This is a genomic window from Streptomyces sp. NPDC002730, from assembly GCF_042888805.1.
GTDB lineage: Bacteria > Actinomycetota > Actinomycetes > Streptomycetales > Streptomycetaceae > Streptomyces.
The window spans coordinates 90,370-114,380 of record NZ_JBIAQG010000013.1 but is presented as its reverse complement, the minus strand read 5'-3'; the positions used below and the strand labels follow the sequence as shown (position 1 = coordinate 114,380).

The following is a 24,011-nucleotide window of genomic DNA, read 5'->3' as shown; positions in this document are numbered from 1 at the left end:
CACACCGATCAAGATCACTCGCAGGGTGGGGAGATCATGTACTACGGCTCTACGAGTACGCGGCCTACCTGGCACCGCTCATCGACCGCAGCCCCCAGCCTTAGCGCTGCTCAGTGCGCTATGGATGGCTGAGGGACGTGAGGCACGTTGTCGTGTGTGCCGGCCTGGACGGGGGTCCTGTTACGCAGGGGGTGTTAGCTCCAGACCTGTCCGGTGGCTGACACGATCAAGTAGAGACAGTGCCCAAGCGTTGCGTTCAGCCACGCAGCCTTTGATGAGTTCGTCAGCGTCGAGGATGACTCGATGCCTCTCATCTCCGGTGAGCGACTCAATCTTCATGATGTGATGCGTTGCGGACCGAAGCATGCCAAAGAGATCCAGGGTTCCTGCACTCGTAACTCCGAGGTGCGCGAGTTCCGTCAGCCGCAGTCGGAGCTCCTCTGAATGACGTGTGGCCTCTGCTTCGAACTGATCAAGATTGAGCCGCCGAAGCACCGCGTCGAGATGGGCGCGCCGGAGAAGATCCAGCCATACATCAGCAACGACGCGGGCACGAACGTACCTGTCGAGGTCCAATGTGGTCTGGTTCTCCGCCCTGATGTTCCGTTCGGCTTGCTGTCGGCGCCGCTCCACTTGAAGCGGTCCGAAGTAGCCGACGGCCGCTCCAACTGCAGTGCCCATGAACCCGCAGACCGCCCCCACCAGTGCCGCGTCCATGCCCACCTCATTCCAGTCGGACGCCCCCCGGCGCCCTCGTCCTGGAATTATTCGGCCGCGGCAGGCCGCAGAAACACGTTCAAGCCCGGGAAATGGCCGGCGATCTCGGCGCGGATCACCACCGCAATCTGGCACGGGCACTGGCAGGTGCTCCTCAGTGATCGCCAACCCCGCCTTGGAGCGGTGACAGCTCTCGCTGAAAAGTGTCATGTCTCGCTGAAATTCTCATCTGGCCCGGCCCGCACGGCGGCTGGGAGTCCAGCGCCATGTGGCTCAGTCATCTCGGCATCACCTATCGGGCCTGCGTACCCTCACCGGCTGTGCCATCCCGCCTCCCCCCACCGATCGGACGTGTCATCACATCCAACCGACGCTCAGAAAGAACTGACGCGAGGCCGGTCAATACCTACCTGGTGACCGATTCTGGTCACAGCCGGGCGCCGACGTCGGCTGGGGACGATGCGCCAGTCATGCGCTGGACAGGGATGGTTGGCAGCGCGACAGGGCCATGACGCAGGTCACCAGGAAACGGTGACAGGACGTTGTCGCGGACAGGTACGACTGTCGACAGCATGACGATCACCGATGAGGACTGCCTCGCCGAGACCCTGGCGTTCAACAAGCAATTCGAGGCCACTGCCGCGAGCCGCCCAACTCGCGGGGAAACGCCGGACGCAACCGTGCTGGCAACCCTGCGGCGTAACCGGCTCGGCGGCAACACGCCACCGGTGAGACTGCCGCAGGGCCAAGACCGCGTCGCTGCGGGCGGGGTGAAAGTCCGGGCGTTCGTGCCAGACCGCGTCGACGGCGTATACCTGCACATACACGGAGGTGGCTGGGCATTCGGCTCGGCGGGCGGCCAGGATGAGAGGCTGTGGCACCTTGCCGAGCAGGCACGGCTGGCCGTGGTGAGCATCGAGTACCGCCTCGCGCCGGAACACCCGTTCCCCGCCGGACCCGACGACTGCGAAGCCGCGGCCCGGTGGCTCGTGGACCACGCCGCAGTCGAGTTCGGTACACAACGGCTGCTGATCGGTGGCGAATCGGCCGGCGCCCACCTGAGCGTCATGACGTTGCTGCGCCTTCGCGACCGGCACGGCATCACTGGCGCGTTCCGGGCGGTCCACCTGCTCTTTGGACCGTACGACCTGTCGATGACACCAAGCCAGCGATCGTTTGGATCCAAGCGGTTGCTGAGCAATACCGACACGGTGCGGGGCAGCTATGAGCTGTTCACACCAGAGATGGGGGCGGAGCAGCGCCGCGACCCTGAGGTCTCGCCCCTGTTCGCCGACCTGGTCGGCTTGCCACCCGCCCGGATCGTCGTCGGCACCGAGGATCCGCTGCTGGACGACTCACTGTTTCTGGCCCAACGGTGGCAGACGGCAGGAGCGCCCGTGCAGCTCGGCGTCGTCGCCGGCGCGATGCACGGCTTCACCCTGTTCCCCCTGACCATCACCGAGCGGGAACTGCGGCGTGAGCGGGACTTCCTGGCCACAGCGTGACGGTAGCGTCGGCATCATGAACCGCACTGCTCGGCTCTATGCACTGGTCGAAGAGTTGCGCGCGGCGGCGCCGCGGCCGCTGACGGTCGCGGCGCTCGCCGCACGATTCGAGGTCAGCACGCGCACGGTGCAGCGCGACCTTCAGGCGCTGATGGAGGCCGGTGTCCCGGTGCGCACCACACCCGGGCGAGGCGGGGGCTGGTCGATCGACCCGGAGATGACCATGCCCCCGATCCGGTTCACCGCCGATGAGGCCTCGGCGTTGGCCACCGCGCTCGCCGCGGCCAACGCCTCCGCCCCGTTTGCCGGTGCGGCCCGCACGGCAGCCCAGAAGATCGTGGTCTCGATGAACGGTCCCGCCTCGGCAGCGGTCCAGGAACTCGCCGCACGAATCGTTGCGCTGCCGTCGCGGACCGACTCCGCGGTCCGCACCGCAGTGGAACAGGCCCTCACCACAAACGCGGTGCTGCGGCTGTCCTACGTCGATGCGGCAGGACGCGAAAGCGACCGCGTAGTGGAACCGGCCGGACTGCTCACCGCCGACGGCCGGTGGTACCTCATCGCCTGGTGCCGCACACGGCGGGCCGGCCGGGGCTTCCGGCTGGACCGGATCGCCGCAGCGGCTCCAACCAGTGAGCAAGCGCAGCCCCATGACCTGACCGAACTGCTGCTCGGCTCGGCCGCCGCCGGTGCAATGCAGCCCATGGCGCTGGCTTCACTCACACCCCCACCATGAGGATCTGAAGGCACCACCAACCCGGCGAACCTCCCTTGAAGCGATCATCAGGGTGTGGCCATGTGATGTCGACCGGTAGATGGCCATCTCGATTCGTAGTTGGCCAGCATCCTGGTTCGGGCAGCCGACGACAGCACCGTTCAGGGGCCTTAGGGAGGGCGGCTGCGGCAGTCGGGGCTCGCCGTAGGGTGGTTCTTGATGTTCAACCGACTTGAGATCAGTGCATTGCCGCCCGGGCCTCGATGGCCCGCCCAGTTGCGAATTCGGGTCGATGGCGAAGACGTGGTAACAGAGGTGGTCGGCGATGGCGGTCGGGGGCCGTTTGTGGATGAGGCGCTCCCTACTGACCGGTCCTCTCCCTTGCGCGCGAGCACCGAGGGGCGACGCGTGTTGTTGGGGGAACCCGAGTGCACGGGTGGCTGTTGCGGCTTCCTGTCCGTGTTCGTGCAGCGGTTCGGGGATATCGTGCAGTGGTCCGACTGGGAGGTCCCGTCTGGCGAGGCAGCGCCTCCAGAGTTCCACTTTGACGCCGATCAGTACTACGCCGAAGTGGACCGTGCTTCGGCGGACCAGGCGGACCAGTGGTGGAAGTACACGTAGCTGTGGCATCCGGTCGATAGTCGGCTGTCCCGACGGAGGCTCCGCTCCGGGTGCGCCGGTGGCCATCTGTCAGTCGACGAACTGGAATTCGCGGCCCACCGCGGTGATCGACTGCCGTTGGCTGCTTGTGAGCGGCGTGCGACCGCTGCCGCCGGACACCGCATACCGGCCTGCACAGCCTCCACACGCCGCGTCGTACGGCACCAGTCCCTCCCCTCGTGGGGACCGGTGCCGAACCATACGGGCGGCATCGATCCGCGCCGGTACGGCGCGGATCGAGGAAAGGCCGGACCCGTGGTCGACGCGATAGCAGTCCGGATGGGACTGACTCCACGGATCTCTCACACTCACGCGACGAGACCGTCGCCACCGTCTCGTAACTCCGATGGAAGATGACCGAGAACATGTGGCGTCATGAGTTGTCTCTCCGAGCGCTGAGCTGGTGGCATCTCCGGGCGACGCCCGACGATGCGCTACTGCGTCGAGATCCTGCCAGCTGCGGCTCCCGCCGAGGAGGTTCCGGCACCGGGCCAACGACTTTTCCGCAGGTCAGCCATATAAAGTGAGTTTTCCGGTCCGGATGCCCAGGTACGGGGGAAGTAAGGGGTGGAGACCTTGAGTTCCGACTCAGGGGCACGCACAGCCTTCGCGGAACGTCTCGCGCTGCTGTACAAGGAGGCTGGCAACCCTCCCCTCAAGCGCGTGGCCGAGGCGGTCGTCCGGCTTCAGCGGGTCGACGAACAAGGGCGGCCAGTGCGGGTGTCCGCTCAGCGGATCAGCGACTGGCGACGGGCCAAGAACGTGCCTGCCCAGTTCGCCGCCCTCGCAGTGGTGCTGCACATCCTGATCCCCGAAGCACGGCGCTCGCGACCCGCGCCGGTGTCCACGGGCCTGTACGACCTGGCCCAGTGGCAGCGCCTATGGGAGCGCGCGGTCGCCGACCCGGTCAGCGACCGCGCCGCCACATCCGCAGAAGCGGAGGAACAACCCCCGGTCGAAACCCCGACCGTCCCCGGTGTGTGCCCATACCGGGGGCTGGCTTCGTACCGTCAGCAAGACGCCCGGTGGTTCTTCGGCCGCGAGCGGAGCACGGATGCCCTCATTGCTCAGCTCCGCGCAGCGGAGAAGGCGGGTGGCCTGGTCATGCTCGTGGGCGCCTCAGGTGCGGGAAAATCCTCCCTGCTGAACGCCGGCTTGGTGCCCGCATTGCAGAACGGCGCACTGGGGGACGAGAACAGCCGGGCAAGGGGGGTTCTGCAGCTCGCGCCGGGAGGCGATCCTCTCGCGGAGCTGACCCGCCGGATCCCTGAGCTCGCGCACGTCGTCTCTGCCGCGGAGGAACCGGCGGCGAAGGAGCCCGGTACTCCGCAATTCGCGCACGTGGTGAGGAAGGCCGTTACGGCATGGGCGCAACGCGAGACATCCTCCGCCGCCCGTCCGGTCGTCATCGTCGATCAGTTCGAGGAGGCATTCACCCTCTGCTCCGACGAGGCGCGCAGGCGCACTTTCATCCAGCTCCTCCACGCTGCGTGCTCGCCCCCCGGCCCCGGTGACCCAGCCCCCGTGCTCGTAGTCCTCGGCATACGCGCCGACTTCTACGAGCAATGCCTCGGGTATCCCGAACTGGCCGACGCGCTGCAACACCGGCACATGGTGCTCGGGCCGCTGACCACCACGGAGCTGCGCGAAGCGGTGACCGGCCCGGCCAAGGCCGTGGGCCTGGAACTCGAACCGGGGCTGGCGGAACTGATCGTCCGGGAATTGAGCGCTGACGGCCCGCGCGGGGCGCACAACGCGGGGGTTCTGCCGCTCCTCTCCCACGCCCTGCTCGCCACCTGGCAGCGACGAAAGGCGGGAAGGCTGACGCTGGCCGGCTACCGCGCGGCGGGCGGAATCCAGGGAGCGGTGGCGGCGACCGCCGAGCGGGCCTGGTCCGGCCTCGACCCGGCAGCACGCACGGCCGCGAGACTGCTCCTCCTCAGGCTGGTCCGACTGGGCGAAGACACGCAGGCGACCCGTAGGCGGGGGACGCGGCGCCAGCTGGCGGCGGAGTCAACGGACCCCAACAAGACGGAGGAATCACTCGAAGCACTGGTGAGCGCCCGATTGGTGACACTCGACGCGGAGACCGTGGAGATCACCCATGAAGCGCTGCTCCACGCCTGGCCACGCCTGCGTGACTGGATCGACGAGGACAGGAACGGCAATCTGCTGCGCCAGCGGCTGGAAGAGGACGGCAGAGCCTGGGATGGGTCGAACCGCGATACGTCACTGCTCTACCGGGGTTCCCGTCTGGAGCAGGCCCACAACTGGGCGAAATCCGCCGGTGACACGTTCCTGACCCGGATCGCGGTGGAATTCCTGGCTGCTTCGGTCAGGCTGCGCAAGCGCACAGTCTGGATCAGCCGTGGTGCGGTGTCGGCTCTGGTCGTCCTGGCGATCCTGGCCGTCGGTTCGGCGGTGGTCGCGTGGCAGCAGCGGAACGATGCGGTGTTCGAGCAGGTGGTCGCCGAAGCCGATCGCGTCCAGTACACGGACCCGTCGTTGTCCGCTCAACTCGACCTGGTGGCTCACCGCTTGCGGCCGAACGACGAGGGCGCGAACAATCGGCTGATCTCGATCGTGAACGCGCCGCTGGCCACACCGCTTCTCGGCCACGCCGGCGCCGTGTACCTCACCTCGTTCAGTCCGAACGGGCGGTTCCTGGCCACCGCCAACTACGACCGGACCGTTCGACTGTGGGACGTGTCGGACCCGACTCGGCCCAAACAGCTGGGCAAGCCCCTCACCGGCCACACGAGTTGGGTGAGCAGCGCGGTCTTCAGCCCCGACGGCCGCACCCTCGCCAGCGGTTCGGACGACGGCACGGTCCGGCTGTGGAACGTGCAGGATCCCCACCACCCGCGCCCGCTCGGCGCGCCCTTGACCCGCAATGGCGGCACGGTCTACCTGCTCGCCTTCAGCCCGGACGGACACACTCTGGCCTCCGCCAATGAAGATCACACCGTTCGCCTGTGGGACATGAGCGACCCGCGCCGGCCGAAGGCGCTCGGTGCGTTGACCGGCCACACCGCCGCCGTGCGCTCCATGGCGTTCAGCCCTGACGGACGGACGCTGGCAGCCGGTGGCGACGATGACACGACCAGGCTGTGGGACATGGCCGATCCGCGTCATCCGACGCGGATCGACACAGTGCTGACCGGCCACACGGACACGGTGCACTCCGTGGCCTTCAGCCCCGATGGCCAAACCCTCGCCAGCGGCAGCGCGGACGACACCATCCGGCTCTGGAACGTGGCCGATCCACGTCACGCGACGCCGCTCGGCGCGCCTCTCACCGGCCATACCGGTCCCGTATGGTCAGTCGCCTTCAACCCCGACGGAACCATGCTCGCCGCCGGCAGCGCAGACAGTACGGCGAGCCTGTGGAACGTCAGCGATCCGGCATATCCGTCGCAGGTCGGCGAGCCTCTCGCGGGGAGCAGTGGCGAGATGTACGCCGTGGGCTTCAGCCCCGACGGCCGAACGCTCGCCACCGGGAGCGGTGACAGCAAGGTCCGCCTGTGGTCGATACCGACGTCGGACATGATCGGCCGCATCGGAGCGTTCCGCCCGGATGGGCAGGTGCTGGCCACGGCCGCGCGCGACGGAAGGGTTCGGATGTGGAATGTGGCGACTCCCGAACGGCCCGCGTCGCTGGGCAAACCGTTCATGCCCGGGAAGGGTGACGTGCGTTCACTGGCGTTCTCCCCCGACGGCCACACACTCGCGGTGCTGACGGGAAGCCGCGCGGTGCAGCTGTGGAACGTCAACGACCCGACTCGGCCTGTCTCCTACGGGCCGCCCGTCGAACTGCGGACACGGTTCGCGGGCCCCGACGCGCTGGCATTCAGCCCGGACGGGCGCACGCTGGCAACCGCCCATGAGGACCGCACCATTCAGTTGTGGAACAGCAGCGACCCGTCCCACCTTCGTCCGCTCGGCAAGCCGCTCAACGGCCACAAGGGCTACGTCAATTCTCTCGTCTTCAGCCCGGACGGCCGCACTCTCGCCAGCGGCAGCGCGGACGACACCATCCGGCTCTGGAAGGTGGCCGACCCACGTCATGCCGCCCAACTCGGCGCACCTCTCACCGGGCATCTCGGACCCATCAACGCGCTCTCCTACGGCCCCGACGGCCATACATTGGCCAGCGGCAGCGACGACGGCACGGTCCGGCTCTGGAACATCACCGACCCCCTCAAGGCAACCCGGCTGAGCTCCCCCCTCACAGGCCACACCGAAGCGGTCGTGTCGCTGACGTTCAGCCAGGACGGCCGCACCATGGCGAGCGGCGGCAACGACAACACGGTCCGGCTCTGGAACGTGGCCGATCCGTCCAAGGCCGCTCCCATTGGTCAATCGATGAGCCCCAACGCCAAGACGGGCAATTTCTTGTCGTTCAGTCCCAAAAGCCACATGCTCGGAGTATCGAGCGGCGCCGATACCGTCCGGCTGTGGAACCTCGACGTCGACGAGGCCATTCGTCGCATTTGCTCGACCACTCGGGGCGTTCTGACGCCGGCGAAATGGCACGAGTATCTGCCCCGCCTCTCGTACGAGCCTCCGTGCGACCAGTAGCGGAGCACGCATTGCGTGATCCCGATCACAACGCCTCTTGCGGCTGAGCAGTCGGTTCCCGCCGTACAAGCAGCCTTGTTACTCTTGGCTACAGCCCGATCGCTGGTGCATCCCCCGTCGCCAGCGGTCGGGCGCTTCCATGTCCTGCGGAGAACATCAACAGCGGGATAGGGGTGTGCAAAGCCCGCGGTCCTCTATGAGGTCCTGGGAGGTGGGCAAGGAATCCCATCCTCCTGCTGGAGCCTGTTATTCATTCGGCGCAGGTGGAGAGGCGAGAGCTTTCCTGACTTCAGCGATGAATCGCGCGCGGCTGTGCTCTTCTTGCTTCCGCCTCGGAGTCTCGATACGCCCACGAGGCGATGTTCGGTGCCCAGAGCCGCACGCGCGATACCTTCCAGGTTTTCAGGTGTGACAACCGTGAAAAGGCTTGGAAAGCTTGCGCTGCTGTTCGAAGCGGCCGGCCTCAGTCCCGCAGGAACGCCAGTACCGCGCTGGCGCCGGTGGCACTGGCCCTCCGCCGCGGCGCGACGGTCCGCTCTCCCCACTCGTCAAGACCTCTTTAGGAGTCATAGGCTGAGCCCCGTCAGGCGACAGAGAACGGTGAGGATCAGTGGCAAAGGTGTACGAGCGGATCGCGGATGACCTCCGCCAAGCCATCCGCGCTGGTCAGCTGGAGCCCGGCGACCGACTTCCCGCGGAGACCAAACTCGCGGAGCAGTACGGGAAGAGCGTCCCGACGATCCAGAACGCACTTCGACTGCTGCAGAACGAAGGGCTGATCGAGAAGCAGCACGGCCGCGGCAACTTCGTGCGTCGGCCCCGCACGACGGTGCTGCGCGACAACGTCCGGCACCAGTGGGAGAAGGGCCGCGCGCGCGAGCCGGAGGCCAAGAGGCTGGAGACGGGCGCGACCGAGCATGACACCGGCCTGCAGATGGACGACCTCGTCTTTTACGCGGCGTATCGCGAGACCAAGGCGAACAAGGAACTTGCGGAGACCTTCGGGGTCCCCGAGGGCACGCCCCTCCTGGAGCGCACCTACCGGACGAGGTACGCCGCCGAAACCGCCCCCCTCAACCTGGTGACCTCTTACATCGTCCGCGCCCTGGTCGAGGAGAACCCGGACCTCCTGGACGACACCAAAGAACCGTGGCCCGGCGGCACACAGAACCAGCTCTACACCGTGGGAATCGAAGTGGACCGCGTCGAGGAACGCGTCACCGCCCGCCCACCCACACCGGAAGAGGCGGATGAGCTGGAGCTGCCGCCAGGGACGTCGGTCCTGGTTCTCCGGAAGACCTCGTTCGACATCAATGACCGCGTCGTGGACGTATCCGACATCACGCTGCCTGGTGACCGCACGGAAATGCTCTTCACCACTCATCTGGAAAGGTGGTGAGTGCCGTGCTTCGGCGCGTCGTCATCATCACTGCTGTCCACCCGCCATCCGCTCCGTTCCTGCCGGACGCGTACAAGTCTCTCTGCGAGCAGGAGCTCCCCGACGGATGGGAGTGGCATTGGTTGATCCAGGAGGACGGCGAGAGCGACGAGGTCGCTCCCCACGTCCCCGACGACGACCGCGTGACCTTCAAGCAGGGGCGCCCCGGCGGCCCCGGCGTCGCCCGGACCATGGCTCTCGCCCACGCAGACGGCGAGTACGTCAAGGTCCTGGACGCCGACGACCAACTGACCCCGGGTGCGCTGGCCCGCGATCTGGCCGCGCTCGAAGGTGACCCCGCGATCGGCTGGTCGACATCGCGCGTACTGGATCTGTTGCCCGACGGCTCCACGGCGGGCTTTCCCGGGGACCCCGAAGCTGGACCGATCGAGCGGGGGGCCGTGCTCGACTTCTGGAAGGCGAATGGTTTCCGCGCACAGGTTCACCCGGCGACGCTGTTCGTTCGCCGCGAACTGCTTCTCGCGCTCGGCGGCTGGATGGCTCTTCCCGCCTCAGAGGACACGGGGCTTCTGCTCGCCCTGAACTCCACCAGCCGCGGTTGGTTCTCGCCCGAGGTGGGACTGCTGTACCGCAAGTGGCCTGGGCAGGCGACCGGCCAGGCCACGCACACCGATGCCGCCGAGCGTGACGCCCGCATGGCAGTCGTCGAAGCGAGGGCTCGGGCGCTGTCGCACTTCCGGTGGCGCCACCCCGTCACGGACGCCCGATGAGCTTCGCGGCCCGGCTCTCTCGGTCGAGAGAGCCGGGCCGTGTCATGTCAGGGAAGCGTTTCGGCGTCAGCCCGGGAGAAGATCAGGTCACTCTCGTCGGAAACCGGCCCTCGCCGGCGAACCGGTACTCGGGGGGAACGCAGGGCAGCCGGGTAGCTCTCCGGGGCGCAGTCGTTGACCAGGCAGGCGTAGAAGCCGAGAGTGCATCTTGAAGTTGCTGGTCACAGGCATGGTGTGAGAGGTGGGCGAGCGGCTCGCGCTGGTCCATGGCCTGTGTCCACGGTGAAGATCGTCCGACCGGTCGGCCGGGGCGGTTCTCGGGTTCTGCTGTGCCTGTCAGCTGTCCTGCCCGACGGGTCGGCGCTGCTTGGCGCGGTGGGCGAGCGCATCGACGATGCGTTGCCATGCCGGTGATGCCTCGGAGATCCGGGAGGAGACCAGCTTCAGGTACCCTGCCCGGTTGCTGTCCCGTTCGTGTTTGATCTCCCATGCGTCCAGGTCGTCGATGAGCCGGTCCAGGCGTGGATCGTGCGGATCCCAGTCGACTGATTGATCACAGGCGAGATACAGGCGCGTCGTCTCGGGGTCGTCGAAACCGGCGTTCTTGTCCCGTATCCGCTGCGGCATGACGTGCGGGTCCAGTGCCTGCATCAGGATCCACGAGTCGCGCTCGAGTCGTACCCTCCGTTCGCTGACCCCGAGACTGCGCATCCGGTTCAGGATGGCGACCACCTCGGGGGGCAGGACAAGGCTTTCGCCGCCGGCCAGTTCGGCGATCCTGCGGCGGTATTCGGTGAGCTGGTCGATCTTGCGCTGCAACGCGGCGTCGATGTCGGTGACGGCCGCGGCGAATTCGGCTGGTTGCGCATGCAACAGCGCGTCGATACGGGCCAGTGGCACCCCGGCATCGGCGAGGGTCCTGATCCGGATGAGATCCACCGCCGCTTGCGCGCTGTACCGGCGGTAGCCGGAGGCATCGCGCTCGGGCTCGGGCAACAGGCCGACGTGGTGGTAGTGGCGAACGGTGCGCACGGTCACTCCGGCGGTTGCCGCGAGCTGGCTGATCGTGAGCACCGTCCTCCTCGGGTCTTCGTGCAACGTGGTCGTGCCGAGTCTAGGGGCGAGCTCGGTCGACGACGTCGCGGATCGCCTGGACCACGGCATCGGGACGGTCGAAGCAGAGCCGGTGGTGGCTGGTGTCGGAGATGATGCGTTGTTCCCCGTGCGAGACCGCGCTCACCAGGGCCGCGTCCATTCTCGTCTTGGCGTCATTCATCTCTTGCAAAGTCCGCTCCGACGTCAGCGCCAGCTGGGCGGGGTCGATGCCCACCACGGAGAGAGCAACCACCGGGACGTCGGGAATGTGTGGCCCGGCCCGCAGTTCGGTGGCGAGTTCGGCCAACTTGGTGCGCTCGGCGATGCCGACGCGGGTCCATTCATCACTCACCTTGGCATCGATCAGCGCCTGCCGTACGTGCTCCGGGTAGTCCGCGTGCAACTCGGCGTGCATCTCGCGCAGGGCCGGGCGCATCCGTTCCAGCTGCTCCCGATCAGGTGCCATCCGCTCGACCGCGGCCAGACCTGCCGCGGAAGGCATGAAGTCGTCCCAGTCGCGGTGGAGGGCGTCCAACCAGACCAACCCGGCCACGTCCTGCGGGTAGAGCTGCGCGAACCGATGCGCGTAGAAGCCGCCGAGGGAGTGCGCCACCAAAACGTATGGGGCGGCGATGTGCTGGGCGCGCAGCAGCTCGCGCAGTTCCGTGGCGACCGCGGCGGCGGTGCGCGGCAGCGGGAGGGGATCGCTGTAGCCCGTGCCGCCGCGGTCGTACACCACAGCGGTGGTGAACTGCGAAACCCCCTGCTGGACGCCGAAATAGTCCAGCCCGACCGCGCTGGCGCCCGGCAGGAACACCACGGCCGGGCCGCCGCTGCCCGACCGATGCACGAAAATGCGGCGGCCGTCGATCTCCTGGAACCCTCCGATCGGCGGCGCGAGCCGAACCGAGGAAGTGCTGTTGTTCGTCATGCGGCCAGGCTCCAACCCTGACGCAGGGGCAGGGTCAACCCCTTCCGCCACCGCACCCGAAAGGTGCGCAATTGTTCAACGCGCCGCCCGGATCGCCCTCGTAGGTGGGCGGGGCCGCTGCGGCTTCAACGTCCCCGCTGCCAATGCAGCGAGACTGATGCCGGTCCACGCCGAGGGCCGAAGGCCGCACCGGGGCCTGCAGCCGGCCGAATACCGGTCCGGCGTGTGCGTCCTCGCTGGTACACCCATGTCACTCCGAGTCCGAAGCCACCCGCGGAAAGGCCGAGTCACATCAGTATCTCGGCGTCGACTCGGGAAAAGATCAGATCACTTTCGGCTGTGACCGGCCCGCGCCATCGCACTGGAGGCTTGGGCCGGCGTAGGGCACTCGGGTAGCTCTCCGGCGCGTAGTCGTTGGCCAAGCGGTAGGTGTAGAAGCCGTGCTTGCGCATCGTCTCCAGCAACTCATCCACGGAGTCGCCCAGTTGCTCCATGCGCTCCGGAGTCACCTCCACAGTGATCTCCGCGTCGGGACGCAGCTCGTCGAGCATCGGGGCAAGCCCGCGGACGACACCGCCTTCCGCGCCCTCCACATCGATCTTGATCACACGAGCTCGTGCAATCTCGTCCGGCTGGAGGAGCTCGGGCAGCGGACGCGCTTCCATCTCGAAGGTGGACTCCGCCGGTCCGTCCCACGGCACGATGCTGTTCGCGCCCATGTTTCGTGAGCTCGCGAGGACGAAGGTGAGCGTCTTGAGGCTGTCCGAGACCGCGGCGTTGACCGCACGGATGTTGTCGCACCCGTTGAGCTCGGCGTGCTGGAGCACCCGCCGATGGAAGACAGGGGACGCTTCGATCGACACCACCCGGCCCGTTCCCCCAACCAGCCGGGAGCCGTAGACGCTCAGAAAGCCAAGGTTCGCACCAACATCAACAAAGACATCTCCGGCCCGAAGTCGACTCGCGAGCCATCGCATCATGTGCGGCTCCCAGGCGCCGTACATGTAGATGTACCGCTGAATCAGGTCCCGGGTGTCGACGGCGAACTTGGCCTCGAACCCAGCGTCGACCACCCGTTGACGAGGGTGATCGCGCAGGCGGGGATTCAGGTAATGCGCGGCGATCGCTCCCTTGAACAGCGAGCCGGGAGCCTGCCTTACGTACCCGCGGGCGAGCGTGACGAGCAGTTCCGAAGCGCGGTCCGTCATGCGATCGCCTCTCGTTCCGACGCGATGAGGCGCGGCTGCACCTCCGTCTGGCGACCGCAGCCGGACCGCTTCGAGGCGTCACCCGCCTGCGTATCGACGCCGAACCTGGCACCGAACCGGGTCCGGGTAACGCGCCGACGAGGATGGTCCCGCAGCCGGGCGTTGAGGTGCTCCGCAGCCGGCGAGGCTTTGTAGATCGAGCCGGGAGCGTGACGGACATACCAGCGACCGAGGCTGACCAAGGCCGCTGAACCGGGGTTCCGCATCCGTTCGCCTCTCCGCTGGTGCCCTCGGACCATGACGCCGAGGGCGGCTCACCGTGCTGGCAGACAGATTCTAGGACTCCAGCCGAGTGCAGCTCTCAGGCAGTGGCCGACCGGTCCCTGTCGAACGGCAGCTCCAGCATACGAATCGCGTTGCCTCGAAGGATCTTGTAGGTCACGTCCTCGGGGAGACTGGCCACATGATCAGCCGCCACCTGCTTCGTGTGCGGCCACGTGGAGTCGACGTGCGGATAGTCGGTCTCAAAGGTGGCGTTGTTGACGCCTACGGTCTCGATCGAATCGATGCCGTGCTTGTCGCGGAAGAAGCAGCAGAACATCTGCCGGTAGTAGTACGTCGACGGGGGCTCGGGGATCAGGTCGCGCACCCCGCCCCAGGCACGGTGCTCCTCCCACACGTCGTCGGCGCGCTCCAGGGCGTAGGGGATCCAGCCCATCTGGCCCTCGCTGTACGCCAGCTTGAGCCGCGGGAACTTCACCAGCACCCCGCTGAAGAGGAAGTCCATCATCGAGGCCATGGCGTTGTTGAAGGAGAGCGAGGCCTGCACGGCGGGCGGCGCGTCGGGCGACGCGGCCGGCATCTGCGAGCTGGACCCGATGTGCATGTTCACGACCGTGCCGGTCTCCTCGCACGCGGCGAAGAACGGGTCCCAATAGCCGGAGTGGATCGACGGCAGCCCCAGATAGGTGGGGATCTCGCTGAAGGTCACCGCCCGCACGCCGCGCGCCGCGTTCCGTTTGATCTCGGCGACCGCCAGGTCGATGTCCCACAGCGGAATGAGGCACAGCGGAATCAGCCGGCCGCCGCTGTCACCGCACCACTCCTCCACCATCCAGTCGTTGTACGCCCGCACACACGCGAGCCCGACCTCCTTGTCCTTGGCCTCCGCGAAGGTCTGCCCGCAGAAGCGCGGGAACGTCGGGAAGCACAGCGAGGCCTCGACGTGGTTGAGGTCCATGTCCTCCAACCGGGCCTTCGGGTCCCAGCACCCGCGCCGCATCTGCTCCCGCGTGATGCCGTCAAGCGTCATCTCATCGCGGGAGAAGCCGACGGCCGCGATGATGCGCTTGTACGGGAAGATCAGGCCCTCGTACTCCCACCAGTCGGTGATCTGACCCTCCGGGTCGGTGGTGAACCGGTACTTCCCGCCGATGTACTCCAGATCGCCGATTCCGGCGGTGAAGGGCTTCGGCCCCCTGTCGCGATACTTCGCCGGAAGCCAGGTCTCGAAGAGATGCGCGGGCTCAATCACGTGATCGTCCACGCTGATGACCTTGGGGAGTTCCCTGGTACCGCTCGCAATGCCAACCACGCTGTACCCCCAACTGCCTGCCGGTTCACCCGGCTCATATCTGACGGACCATCAGGTTGAGGTTATGGGCTCACCCCCTCGACGACAAGGAGGGGCCGAGAACTCCACCCCTTGCGAGATTGAGCAACGTCCGCTGAACTGACGATCCGTCAGTTCAATGTGGGTGAGAGGGAGCAGAATGCAAACGATCTGGCTCAGCGGGGCCGAGTGGTTCGCGGTCCTCCGTATCGGTCTCGGCCTGTGGTGGCTGGAGAGCTGGCGCCACAAGGACAAGAAGGACTGGTTCGCCGGCGGCGGCATCACATGGGCGGCGGGCGTCGCGGCCAGGCATCGTTGGCCTGTCGTCCGGCAAGGCTTCAACCACATCGTGAAGCCCCACCCCCGGCTGATGGCGTACCTCGTCGCGTACGCGGAGATGGCTCTCGGTCTCGGTCTGATCGTGGGCTTCCTGAGCCCGATCGCCCTCGTCGGCGGGATGGTGCTCAACCTGATCTACCTCGTGCTGATGATCCACGACTGGGCGGAGCAGGGGCAGAACCTGATGATGGCTCTGATCTCGGCAGTAGCGCTTCTCGCCATGAGCTGGCAGCGCTGGTCACTCGACAACGCCTTCGGGCTGTTCCTCTAGCGGTGGCGTGCGCCGGTTCGCTCGCCGGCTCCGACGGCTCAGCGTCTCCCTCGCCCTCGGACCACCCGCACCCGTAAGATCGCCCAGTCATTTTTGGGAGTGAGTTACACCGGGGGGATGGGTTGGGGACCGGCGAGCAACTCGTGACGATAGGCGCTGTATTGCTGGGCGCGATGTCCACGCATCTGACGAACTACGCGATGGAGCGGCAGCGCAAGAAGCACGAGCTGGTGACGCGCTGGGACAGCAAGAAGCTCGAAGCATACGAGGGGTACGTCGACAGTGTGCGGTCGTGCATCTTCCTGGCGGTGCAGCTCTACGAGCACAAGGAAGGCCTTCGAGAGAGCGACAAGAGCGAGCGGGAAATGCTCGCCGAGATGTCAGATGCAGGTCGGCTACGCGGACGGGCCTTCGAACGGATCATGCTGCTTGGCGGCGATGACGTCGTGGAGGCGGCGCACGAACTCAACGCCATAGCGCTCAAAGTCGACTGGCAGGCGAACGGCAGGATCGACGGCACTTTGGACGAGTGGCGCGACCGGAACCGCGCCGCGTTCCGGGGGATCAACGACTTCCATGAAGCGGCTCGATCGGACCTTGGAGTCGACGGCAGCGTGACGGGAGAGCAGCATCCGGAGCGTGACCTCCTCCTGCCGTCCGCCCGCCGTGACGAGGGCACATCTACCTGAGCCGGTTCAGCTGTTGAGCGGCCTGGCCTAATAGCTGAGTGCGGGGAGCCAGTTGTCTCGGCCTTGGCGGGTGAGGTCGAGGATGTGCCATACCGGGCTGAGCAGGTCGATGCCTCGCTGGTCGATGTCGTCGGACATCCGGGGGTGCACCGAGTAGACGTGGCGTACCGACCCGTTGTCGTCGCGGGTGAACACCGACACCGTCGAGTCCTGGTTGCCCTCGGCGTCCTCGCTGCCCAGGTCGTATTTGAAGGTACTGGACCCGGCGCTGAGCAGACGCAGATTCGTCCACTTCCGGTTTCGGGCGTGCGCGCGGAGCGAGGGCAGGTCGGCCGCGGCGACGATCGCGAAGTCGACGTTCTGCGCGACGTGGTGGGCCACTCCGTTGAACCCATCGAGCCACATCGTGCACATGGGGCACGGCTCGGTCTGCTTCTTGCCATACATGAGGTGGTAGACGACCAGGTCACGCCCGCGCCGAGTGAACAGTTCACCCAGGCGCACGGTCTGCGCCGGCGCGTCACCAGCCTGCAGATCAGCAGGGCCCTCCTCGAACACGTAGTCATCGACGACAGGGCCCAGCGGCAACCGGCGACGCAGGTCGGCGACGCGTTCACGATGGCGCATCAGCTCGATCTCGGCTTGCCGCAGCTCCTCACGGGCGCTGACGTATGGGGCCGACTCCCCAGTGAGATTGGTTTGACGCATCGCTACCCCCGGCGGCCTAGCGGCTGTCTGGTGCCCACCATCTGCTCTGGCCCACCACCGTATGCCTGCGCACAGGACTCGCCAGGCAGCGAAACGACAAGGACCTGGCCAGTGCACTCCTATGGATCAACCAAGATCCACCGGAAACGCCCCCTAATTCCAGCGGGATAGCTCTGGTCTGTTGGCGCCCTACGTGTCACCCTGCCGGACGCCCGTTGCTTGTCGCTCCCGGCCCGCGGCGCAATGTCCGAGGCCATCGACGGGTACTCGATCAGGCCGCACCATCGCCCTGGCAGGCAAGGAGATGGCAATGAGCGCACGCAACGACGATGAGCATGTGAACCCCTCAGAAGCCCGCGCCACCCATGCCCAGGAGGCGACAGCGGCCACCCCTGAGGAGGCCCTCAGGAAGAGTCACGCTGCACGCACCCGGAGTGCCGCAGCTCGCGCCGCGGCCATCAGCCACTACATCGAACAACGCAGCCCCGACGAGAAGCACGAAGACGAAGCGGCGGGCAGGGAGGTCGCCTGGAAGGCCGCCCATGCCGCCCGCCTGTCCGCTCAAGCCGTCGCCACGCTCTCAGAGAGTGCCCCTGACCCTGCGGCAGACGCCCGCTGTGCAAGGAACGCCGCTGCCGCCGGCGCTCTTGCCGCCCAGATGGGTCAGCTCCACGACGGCGCCGGCGATCTCTCTGTTGCTGCCAATCGCGCTGCCCTCAAGGCATCCCAGGCCGCCGCAGACGCCGCGGGGAAGGAAGGCATGGGAACGAACGCGGCATTGAACGCCACGGCGGATGCAGCTGAGGCAGACGCCGTCGCCGCCGCAGAAGCGGCGGGATGGATGAAGCCGGGCCACCACCACCAACCTCAGGTGTCGTCCGGTATGAGGAGCCCTGAGCTGTTGTCGATGATGCACCTGTGACGCTGCCATCCTCTTCACGGACGAATGACGTGCCCAGTACCACCACCCGGTAGTTCCCATCACCCCTGTCGACTGCATGTGCTTCGATCCGTGAATCGGGGTGCGCCCGCGACGACGTCGCAGTCGGCCTTCATCGCAGCAGCGGTTCCATGTGGAGCGCGGCGACGCCGGCCGCCTCGTCGGGACTCCGGCCGTTCTCACGGGCGACCATGTATGCGGCGTACCAGTCCCACCAGTTGTGCTCCGGGGCCGTCGCCTCGTACGCACCGTGGTGCTCCTCGGTCTCATGCAAGAGTTCTGTCAACGCGGTGACGTCCATGGCGAAACCTCCTCCGTCGTGCCGGAGTCACCGTCCGGGCAGTCGCACCTGGACCTCTTGCAGCAACCACCCATTGCCGTCCGGGTCACTGAACGAGGCGTACGAGGCGTAGCTGCGACGCTCTGGATCGGGGCCGCCCACCGACTCCTGGACGCCGTTGTCGTAGACATTGTGGAAGACCTCGCTCACATCAACGCCCCTGCCGACCAGGTCAGCGCGGGCTCGGTCGATGTCGAAGACGACGAGGTAGAGACCCTGGGCGGAGCCCGGTGCCACGGGGGTGACCCCGCGGCCGAAGATAACCGAGCCCACGGACCCCGGTGGCGTCACCTGCACGATCCGGAACTCCGGGCCGGCTTCGTAGTCCGCGTCGAGCCGCCACCCCAGGCTCCCGTAGAAGCGCAGGGCACGGTCGACGTCAGCCACCGGGATGACGATGACCTCGAGGCTCATATTGATGGTCGGATCTTTGACGACGTCCGTTGCGCCGTCCTGATGCGCTTGCAGGGTGCTCACATCGACCTCCCGTGACGGATGCCCGGTTCGGTCATGACCCCTTGATAAGCCGCCAGCGGCGGGAACCCGAGCGCCGACTCTGGGTCATCCGTGGACCGGCTAATACCACAATCGTCGCTTACTGGACACAGTCTTGCGCGACGAGCTCATCCACCTCCCCGGCGGGAAAGGCTGGACGCCATCGCACGGCATCCGTTCCGCGCGAAGTCCTATCTGTGCGGTCGCGAGCGGGGGCGGAACTGAGCCGCGCGCAGCGATTCGTTTCCTGGAGCGCCTGGCGAGTCACCGGGGAATGGATCATGGAAACCCACTCCCCGATGGTGCTACTACTCGCCGTCCGCCACCAAGGCGCTAGTCGATGGCAACCGGACCGTCGGTCGGCTTGCGCGGGCCGTCCTTTTTGTCCATGCCCTTCTCAGGGCCGGTCAGGTGTCCCGGAAGACCGAGCGGACCGTTGTCCTTCTCGGGTCGGTGATCGGAACCGCTCAGGTTCTGCCTGACCGACTCCAGGATCGTCAGCCCCTGGCCGACCAGGCCCGCCGCGATCTCGCCGAGGCCGTCGGCGCCGTTGAGCACATTGACATTGGCTCCGGCGAGGCCGCCCGCGGCCTCCTTCACGATCTGCGGGAGCTGGTCGATCAGCATCCGGTCCAGCGCCACCCGGTCGTGCGAGGCGGCGGCCGCGGCCTGGATCTTCATCCGCTCCGCCTCGGCCACGGCCAGCACCCTGATCCGTTCGGCCTCGGCCTCCGCCGGCTTTACGATCTCGGCCACCAGCTGCTGCTGGCGGAGCTGGGCCGCGCGCTGGGCCAGCTCGGTCTGCGCGGCGAGCACCTCCTGCTGCGCGTGCGCCTGCGCCAGCGGCCCGGCCTGCGCCGCCTGGGCCTGTGCGCGGTCCACCTCCGCCGAGTACTCCGCCTTCACCACCGCGGTCTGTCGCGCGTATTCGGCCTGGTTCCGCGCGGCCACCTGCTCCGCCTCGACCGACGCCTGGGTGGCCTGAGCCTGTGCGATCTGGGCCTGCCGCTGGATGGCCGCCTTGTGCGGGGCCGACATCGCGTCGATGTAGCCGACATCGCCGTCGTCGATCGACTGGATCTGCAGCGAGTCCACGATCAGCCCGATCTTGGCCATCTCGGTCTTCGAGGTGTCCAAGACCTCGGCGGCGAGCTTCTGCCGCTCGGTGACGATCTCCTCGACGGTCATCGAGCCGATGATGGAGCGCAGGTGACCTGCGAAGATCCGGCCGGTCAGCACCGACATCTGGTCCTGGTCGGAGAGGAATCGCTGGCCGGCGTTGATGATGCTCTCGGTGTCATTGCCGACCTTGAAAGCGATGACGGCGCGGACGTGAAGTGCGATGCCCTGCCTGGTGACACAGGTCTCGGTGACCTCGGCCTCGCACATCGACAGCGTGAGGAAGCGGGTCTTGCGGAAGATCGGGAGCACGAACTTGCCATGGCCTGTCACCACACGGAACGGCGCACCACCCAGCCCGCGCCTGCCGCCCGAGATCAACATCGCCTCGTCGGGAGCGGGAACCCGGTAACCGAACATGCTTCGTCTCCTTAACCAGCGCCGACGGCGCTGCCGCCCAACGCATCCAACGGATCGGCCCACTCGATGACGTCCACTTGGCGAGTGCCGCGGGATCCGATCACGAGCACGGTCGCGCCCCTCGGCAGGGGCTCTTCGGACCAGGCGAGGAAGGTCTCGGATCCGCCTCTGACCCGCACCAGGATCTCGCCGGGACCGGCGGATCCACGGGTGCCGATGATCAGCTCTCCGGAGCAGCCGATCACGGCCTCGTCCTGTGGCACTACCGACCGCCCTCCATCGTTCTGGTTCTCGATTTCGACCTTAGACCCGCCGGAATCAGCGGCCTATCCTCGGGACCCTTTGTTGAACCGGCGCAGATGAACATCCAGGCCGCGCTGCAGCCTGTACATCAGCGGAGCAGGACGGTTTGCCCCCGCAGGATCCACACTCCCCCGGCTCGCTGCCGAGCTCCCGCACGCCTGCACCCTGATCGACCCGCACCACGGCACCGAGGTCATCACCTGCCAACTCAAGCACCTCGCCGAGTACTTGGCCCCCGATTCCGGACAACAGGACAAGGTCCGTGCTGGGGCCGCTGCCGCGTCGAGACAAGTGGATGGTCGGCAGCACGATCTCCTCGCTCGCGCTGGTCCTGCGCGTCGAGCAGCACGGGCGGCGGAAGCGATGCATGCAAGGACGGGTCGCAACGCGGCGGCAAGGACAACCGCAAGAGGGGAGCGACCGGCCTGAAGGGCGCGATCGGCGCGACTGGCCTGACGGGCGCGCGGGGTGTGCCGGGGGGCGGGGCGGGTGCGACGGGTCCGGCCGACTTACCGGTCTGACGGGCGCGCAGGGTGTACGAGGTACGCCGGGCGCACGGCATCGACCGGCCCGACAGGTGTAACCGCCGAGACGGGACCTGCCGGGCCCACGGTCAATGTCGGGTCAGCGGGGCGTACGGGTGTTCCTCGACCTCAATCCGGCCGGCGAAGAGACCGGACCGTCGGCCGTGTGCACGGTCGGGTCAGGCGTTGGGACGCTTGCCGTGGTTGGCCTTCTTCTTCTTACGGGCGCGTCGCTTGTTCCCTCGCTTGGCCATGGTGCATATCTCCCTAATTCAGGACTTCACATGCCTTCGCCAGTCTAGATTCGGCCCACGGTGTCCGCATCAGCGGTGACACGGCCACAGCGCACATACCGGCTCCGCCCGCCGCTCACCGGGCCCTGCCGAGCGGGTGGGTCGGCTAGCGCGTGCCCGCGTATACGCGGGTCGCGAACTCCGCGATCTGTTCGTCGTTCAGATTCTTGGCGAGGTTGGACTCCGTGATCATTCCGACCAGGCTGTGGCCCTTCCCGACATCGATCACCGGCAGACGCTTGATCTGGTGCGTCTCCATGATTTCCAGCGCCTCGGTGGCGCCCGCCCCGGCATCGATCCAGTGCAGGGTCCCGGCCAGGGATCCCGCCTGCACCTCAGCGGGGTCGACTCCTTCGGCACAGCACTTCACGACGATGTCCCGGTCGGTGATCACGCCCGTGAGTCTGTTGTCATCACCGCAGATGGGAAGGCATCCGACGTTCAAGTCGCGCATCATCTTCGCCGCCTCGAACAGCGACTGGTGTGCACCGACGCATTGCACCCCGCTGGACATGATGTCGCGGGCCGTGAGCTGCTTGTTGCTGGCCATATTTCCCTCTGCCTTCAGCGCGTTGGTCCTCCTTCCACGATCACACGGTCGGCCCCATACCGCCCGCTCTGCGTGACCGCCGGGCAGCACTCCTCCACCGGCCCGGCACCGCTCTCGGCGTGCTGTGGGCCGCTGTCCGTCGCAGCCTGTATGTATGTCCCGACATCCGCCGATCGTCGTGCACCGGATCGCCGCGTCGGGCGGGCGGCGGGTCACGGTGCGACAGCAGATCATGGGCCTCGCAGACTCCGACCGGGACGTACTGGAGTTCCTGCGCCTGGCAGGGCTGCCCGATACGGAGGAGCTCCTCGACGATCCGACGTGGGTGGAGTGGATCGGTGACCGGCCGCACGAGTATCACCCGCTGGAGATCATGCCGTGACGTTCGTCCTGTCCGATGGCTTTCTGCCTGTCCGATGACGTTCGTCCTGTCCGGTCACCCTCAGGCGGACACCTTCGGCGTGAGCAGATCCAGGGCCTCCTCCCAACGGAAGCAGCCGGAGCCGCCCGCCTGGGGCTCGTCAGGTTCGTACGCACTGATCACCACGCCCATCTCACGCAACCGAAGCAGGCTCTGCCGGTACGCGGGATGAGCGGCCAGGTCCGCGTTCACGCTCGGCAGTACGGCGGTGGGGATGCCGGCACCGTAGGCCTCGCACAGCGTGGCCAGGGCGAGGGTGTCGGCAATGCCGGCGGCCCACTTGTTGATGGTGTTGAAGGTGGCCGGGGCCACCGCGATGGCGTCCGCCGCGGGGAACGGGCGAGGGTCGCCGGGGCCGCGCCAGGCAGAGCGGATCGGGTTGCCGGTCTGTTCCGCCACGGCCTCGGCGTCGATGAAACCGAGGCCCTGCGGGGTTGCGATGACGCCGACGTCCCAGTGCTGCTCCTGCGCGGCGGTGATCAGCTTGCCGACATCGCCGGCTGTCCCGGCCGCGCAGACGATGACGTACAGGAACGGCTTCTTCGGCTGCTCGCTCACTCAAGGACTCCCGTAGGCAACTGAGTTGGTGGAGTCCCGGCAGCCTACGGCCGGGGGCCGGCTCGTGGCTGCCTACGGTCGAGCCGTGGTGCGGAAGCAGCGCTGAGTTCGGCTTCCCTCCGACTCTTTTCGTTTCCTCTCGTTTCCTTCAGGCGGAAGCCGGCCTTGGTTCGGTGCTGTGGTACACCGCCAGCGTCCAGATGATGAACAGGTCGATCGCGATCATGATCACCGACCAGACCGGCGCGTACGGCAGGAACAGAAACTGGGCGACAAGGCTGATCGCGGCCAGGAAGATACCGGTGAACCGTGCCCATGTGGCGGCCTTGAACAGCCCTGCGCCGGTGATGGCGACACAGATGCCGAGGATCAGGTGGATCCAGCCCCAACCGGTGAGGCTGATGCGGTACACGTAGTTGCCGAGCCGACCGTACACATCGTCCTCGGCGATCGCGGCTATGCCCTGGAGCGCGGCGAGCACACCGCCGCACAGCATCAGTACGGCGGCGAATACGATGCCGCCGGTCACCCAGCCGCTGTTCGGTTCCCCGGGCGGCGGCCCCTTGTACATCGGTGTTCCCCTGTCCGTCGGGGGTTCCATGTTCATCGGTGATCCCACCGGCTGGTCCTGGCTCATGGGGTGCTCCTTTTCTCGTCCCGCACGCCGGTCGCGTACCGGCTTCGAGCGTCGACCGGTACACACACCACCGCCATACGGGTACACCCGTTCGAGTGGCGAGGACGCGCACGTGTGGAGGCGGTGTCCGTCGGGCCGTGACGTTCGTCCGCACTGCCACGCACTGCCCTGCGCCATGACTGCACCGTTCGGCCGCTGCCGGGTGGCGACG

General features: G+C 67.0%; 24 protein-coding genes. 10 read left to right on the top strand and 14 right to left on the bottom strand.

Annotated elements, in window-relative coordinates:
• Positions 1-180: 180 nt before the first annotated feature.
• The gene (locus ACFYXH_RS30455) at positions 181-717 is read right to left on the bottom strand and encodes a hypothetical protein (protein ID WP_389569583.1); all 537 of its coding nucleotides are present in this window, start codon (positions 715-717) and stop codon (positions 181-183) included.
• Positions 718-1,289: 572 nt separating this feature from the next.
• Between ACFYXH_RS30455 and ACFYXH_RS30450 the strand changes: the two genes are divergently transcribed.
• The 6 genes from ACFYXH_RS30450 (at position 1,290) to ACFYXH_RS30425 (ending at position 10,347) form a co-directional block, all read left to right on the top strand.
• Positions 1,290-2,222 carry an alpha/beta hydrolase gene (locus ACFYXH_RS30450; protein WP_389569580.1) on the top strand — a complete coding sequence of 311 codons (933 nt, stop codon included), beginning with the start codon at positions 1,290-1,292 and terminating at the stop codon, positions 2,220-2,222.
• 16 nt (positions 2,223-2,238) lie between these two features.
• The gene (locus ACFYXH_RS30445; protein ID WP_389569578.1) at positions 2,239-2,958 is read left to right on the top strand and encodes a helix-turn-helix transcriptional regulator; all 720 of its coding nucleotides are present in this window, start codon (positions 2,239-2,241) and stop codon (positions 2,956-2,958) included.
• Positions 2,959-3,345: 387 nt separating this feature from the next.
• The gene (locus tag ACFYXH_RS30440; RefSeq protein ID WP_389569575.1) at positions 3,346-3,558 is read left to right on the top strand and encodes a hypothetical protein; all 213 of its coding nucleotides are present in this window, start codon (positions 3,346-3,348) and stop codon (positions 3,556-3,558) included.
• Between the two features lie 606 nt (positions 3,559-4,164).
• Entirely contained in the window at positions 4,165-8,178 is a 4,014-nt protein-coding gene (locus tag ACFYXH_RS30435; RefSeq protein WP_389569572.1) for a hypothetical protein, read from the top strand.
• 610 nt (positions 8,179-8,788) lie between these two features.
• Complete coding sequence (locus ACFYXH_RS30430; protein WP_389569569.1) at positions 8,789-9,577, top strand: GntR family transcriptional regulator; 789 nt, start codon at positions 8,789-8,791, stop codon at positions 9,575-9,577.
• Positions 9,578-9,582: 5 nt separating this feature from the next.
• The gene (locus ACFYXH_RS30425) at positions 9,583-10,347 is read left to right on the top strand and encodes a glycosyltransferase family 2 protein (protein ID WP_389569566.1); all 765 of its coding nucleotides are present in this window, start codon (positions 9,583-9,585) and stop codon (positions 10,345-10,347) included.
• 336 nt (positions 10,348-10,683) lie between these two features.
• Here ACFYXH_RS30425 and ACFYXH_RS30420 read toward each other — a convergent pair whose 3' ends face one another.
• From ACFYXH_RS30420 to ACFYXH_RS30405, 4 genes are all read right to left on the bottom strand, one after another.
• Positions 10,684-11,421, bottom strand: a complete 738-nt coding sequence (locus ACFYXH_RS30420; RefSeq protein WP_389569563.1) for a MerR family transcriptional regulator — start codon at positions 11,419-11,421, stop codon at positions 10,684-10,686.
• A 40-nt stretch (positions 11,422-11,461) separates the two neighbouring features.
• Positions 11,462-12,373: an alpha/beta fold hydrolase gene (locus tag ACFYXH_RS30415; RefSeq protein WP_389569560.1), complete on the bottom strand. Its 912-nt coding sequence runs from the start codon at positions 12,371-12,373 to the stop codon at positions 11,462-11,464.
• Between the two features lie 287 nt (positions 12,374-12,660).
• A complete protein-coding gene (locus ACFYXH_RS30410) occupies positions 12,661-13,581 on the bottom strand; it encodes an FkbM family methyltransferase (protein WP_389569556.1) in 921 nt (306 codons plus the stop codon).
• Positions 13,582-13,942: 361 nt separating this feature from the next.
• A complete protein-coding gene (locus tag ACFYXH_RS30405) occupies positions 13,943-15,175 on the bottom strand; it encodes an amidohydrolase family protein (protein WP_389569554.1) in 1,233 nt (410 codons plus the stop codon).
• Between the two features lie 178 nt (positions 15,176-15,353).
• Between ACFYXH_RS30405 and ACFYXH_RS30400 the strand changes: the two genes are divergently transcribed.
• Together ACFYXH_RS30400 and ACFYXH_RS30395 are read left to right on the top strand one after the other, a co-directional pair.
• Positions 15,354-15,803: a DoxX family membrane protein gene (locus tag ACFYXH_RS30400; protein WP_389569551.1), complete on the top strand. Its 450-nt coding sequence runs from the start codon at positions 15,354-15,356 to the stop codon at positions 15,801-15,803.
• A gap of 122 nt (positions 15,804-15,925) precedes the next feature.
• Positions 15,926-16,492, top strand: coding sequence for a hypothetical protein (locus ACFYXH_RS30395; RefSeq protein WP_389569548.1), 567 nt, complete (start codon positions 15,926-15,928; stop codon positions 16,490-16,492).
• Positions 16,493-16,519: 27 nt separating this feature from the next.
• On the opposite strand, the gene ACFYXH_RS30390 is transcribed toward ACFYXH_RS30395, so the two are convergent.
• Positions 16,520-17,200, bottom strand: coding sequence for a DUF899 family protein (locus tag ACFYXH_RS30390; RefSeq protein ID WP_389569545.1), 681 nt, complete (start codon positions 17,198-17,200; stop codon positions 16,520-16,522).
• Positions 17,201-17,510: 310 nt separating this feature from the next.
• Here ACFYXH_RS30390 and ACFYXH_RS30385 point away from each other — a divergent pair, with 310 nt between their 5' ends.
• Positions 17,511-18,122: a hypothetical protein gene (locus ACFYXH_RS30385; RefSeq protein ID WP_389569542.1), complete on the top strand. Its 612-nt coding sequence runs from the start codon at positions 17,511-17,513 to the stop codon at positions 18,120-18,122.
• 130 nt (positions 18,123-18,252) lie between these two features.
• Here the strand turns inward: ACFYXH_RS30385 and ACFYXH_RS30380 are convergent, their stop codons facing one another.
• The 6 genes from ACFYXH_RS30380 to ACFYXH_RS30355 form a co-directional block, all read right to left on the bottom strand.
• A complete protein-coding gene (locus ACFYXH_RS30380) occupies positions 18,253-18,441 on the bottom strand; it encodes a bleomycin resistance protein (RefSeq protein ID WP_389569539.1) in 189 nt (62 codons plus the stop codon).
• A 27-nt stretch (positions 18,442-18,468) separates the two neighbouring features.
• Positions 18,469-18,957: a VOC family protein gene (locus ACFYXH_RS30375; protein ID WP_389569537.1), complete on the bottom strand. Its 489-nt coding sequence runs from the start codon at positions 18,955-18,957 to the stop codon at positions 18,469-18,471.
• A 351-nt stretch (positions 18,958-19,308) separates the two neighbouring features.
• Positions 19,309-20,514: an SPFH domain-containing protein gene (locus ACFYXH_RS30370; protein WP_389569535.1), complete on the bottom strand. Its 1,206-nt coding sequence runs from the start codon at positions 20,512-20,514 to the stop codon at positions 19,309-19,311.
• An 11-nt stretch (positions 20,515-20,525) separates the two neighbouring features.
• Positions 20,526-20,777, bottom strand: coding sequence for a hypothetical protein (locus tag ACFYXH_RS30365; RefSeq protein WP_327325094.1), 252 nt, complete (start codon positions 20,775-20,777; stop codon positions 20,526-20,528).
• A gap of 743 nt (positions 20,778-21,520) precedes the next feature.
• Positions 21,521-21,595: a 50S ribosomal protein bL37 gene (locus ACFYXH_RS30360; RefSeq protein ID WP_100661309.1), complete on the bottom strand. Its 75-nt coding sequence runs from the start codon at positions 21,593-21,595 to the stop codon at positions 21,521-21,523.
• A gap of 145 nt (positions 21,596-21,740) precedes the next feature.
• Positions 21,741-22,184, bottom strand: a complete 444-nt coding sequence (locus tag ACFYXH_RS30355; RefSeq protein WP_389569531.1) for a CBS domain-containing protein — start codon at positions 22,182-22,184, stop codon at positions 21,741-21,743.
• 154 nt (positions 22,185-22,338) lie between these two features.
• Here ACFYXH_RS30355 and ACFYXH_RS30350 point away from each other — a divergent pair, with 154 nt between their 5' ends.
• Positions 22,339-22,566, top strand: coding sequence for a hypothetical protein (locus ACFYXH_RS30350; protein ID WP_389569528.1), 228 nt, complete (start codon positions 22,339-22,341; stop codon positions 22,564-22,566).
• Between the two features lie 60 nt (positions 22,567-22,626).
• On the opposite strand, the gene ACFYXH_RS30345 is transcribed toward ACFYXH_RS30350, so the two are convergent.
• Both ACFYXH_RS30345 and ACFYXH_RS30340 read right to left on the bottom strand, forming a co-directional pair.
• Entirely contained in the window at positions 22,627-23,163 is a 537-nt protein-coding gene (locus ACFYXH_RS30345) for a flavoprotein (protein ID WP_389569526.1), read from the bottom strand.
• 148 nt (positions 23,164-23,311) lie between these two features.
• A complete protein-coding gene (locus ACFYXH_RS30340) occupies positions 23,312-23,800 on the bottom strand; it encodes a hypothetical protein (protein WP_389569523.1) in 489 nt (162 codons plus the stop codon).
• Positions 23,801-24,011 lie beyond the last annotated feature (211 nt).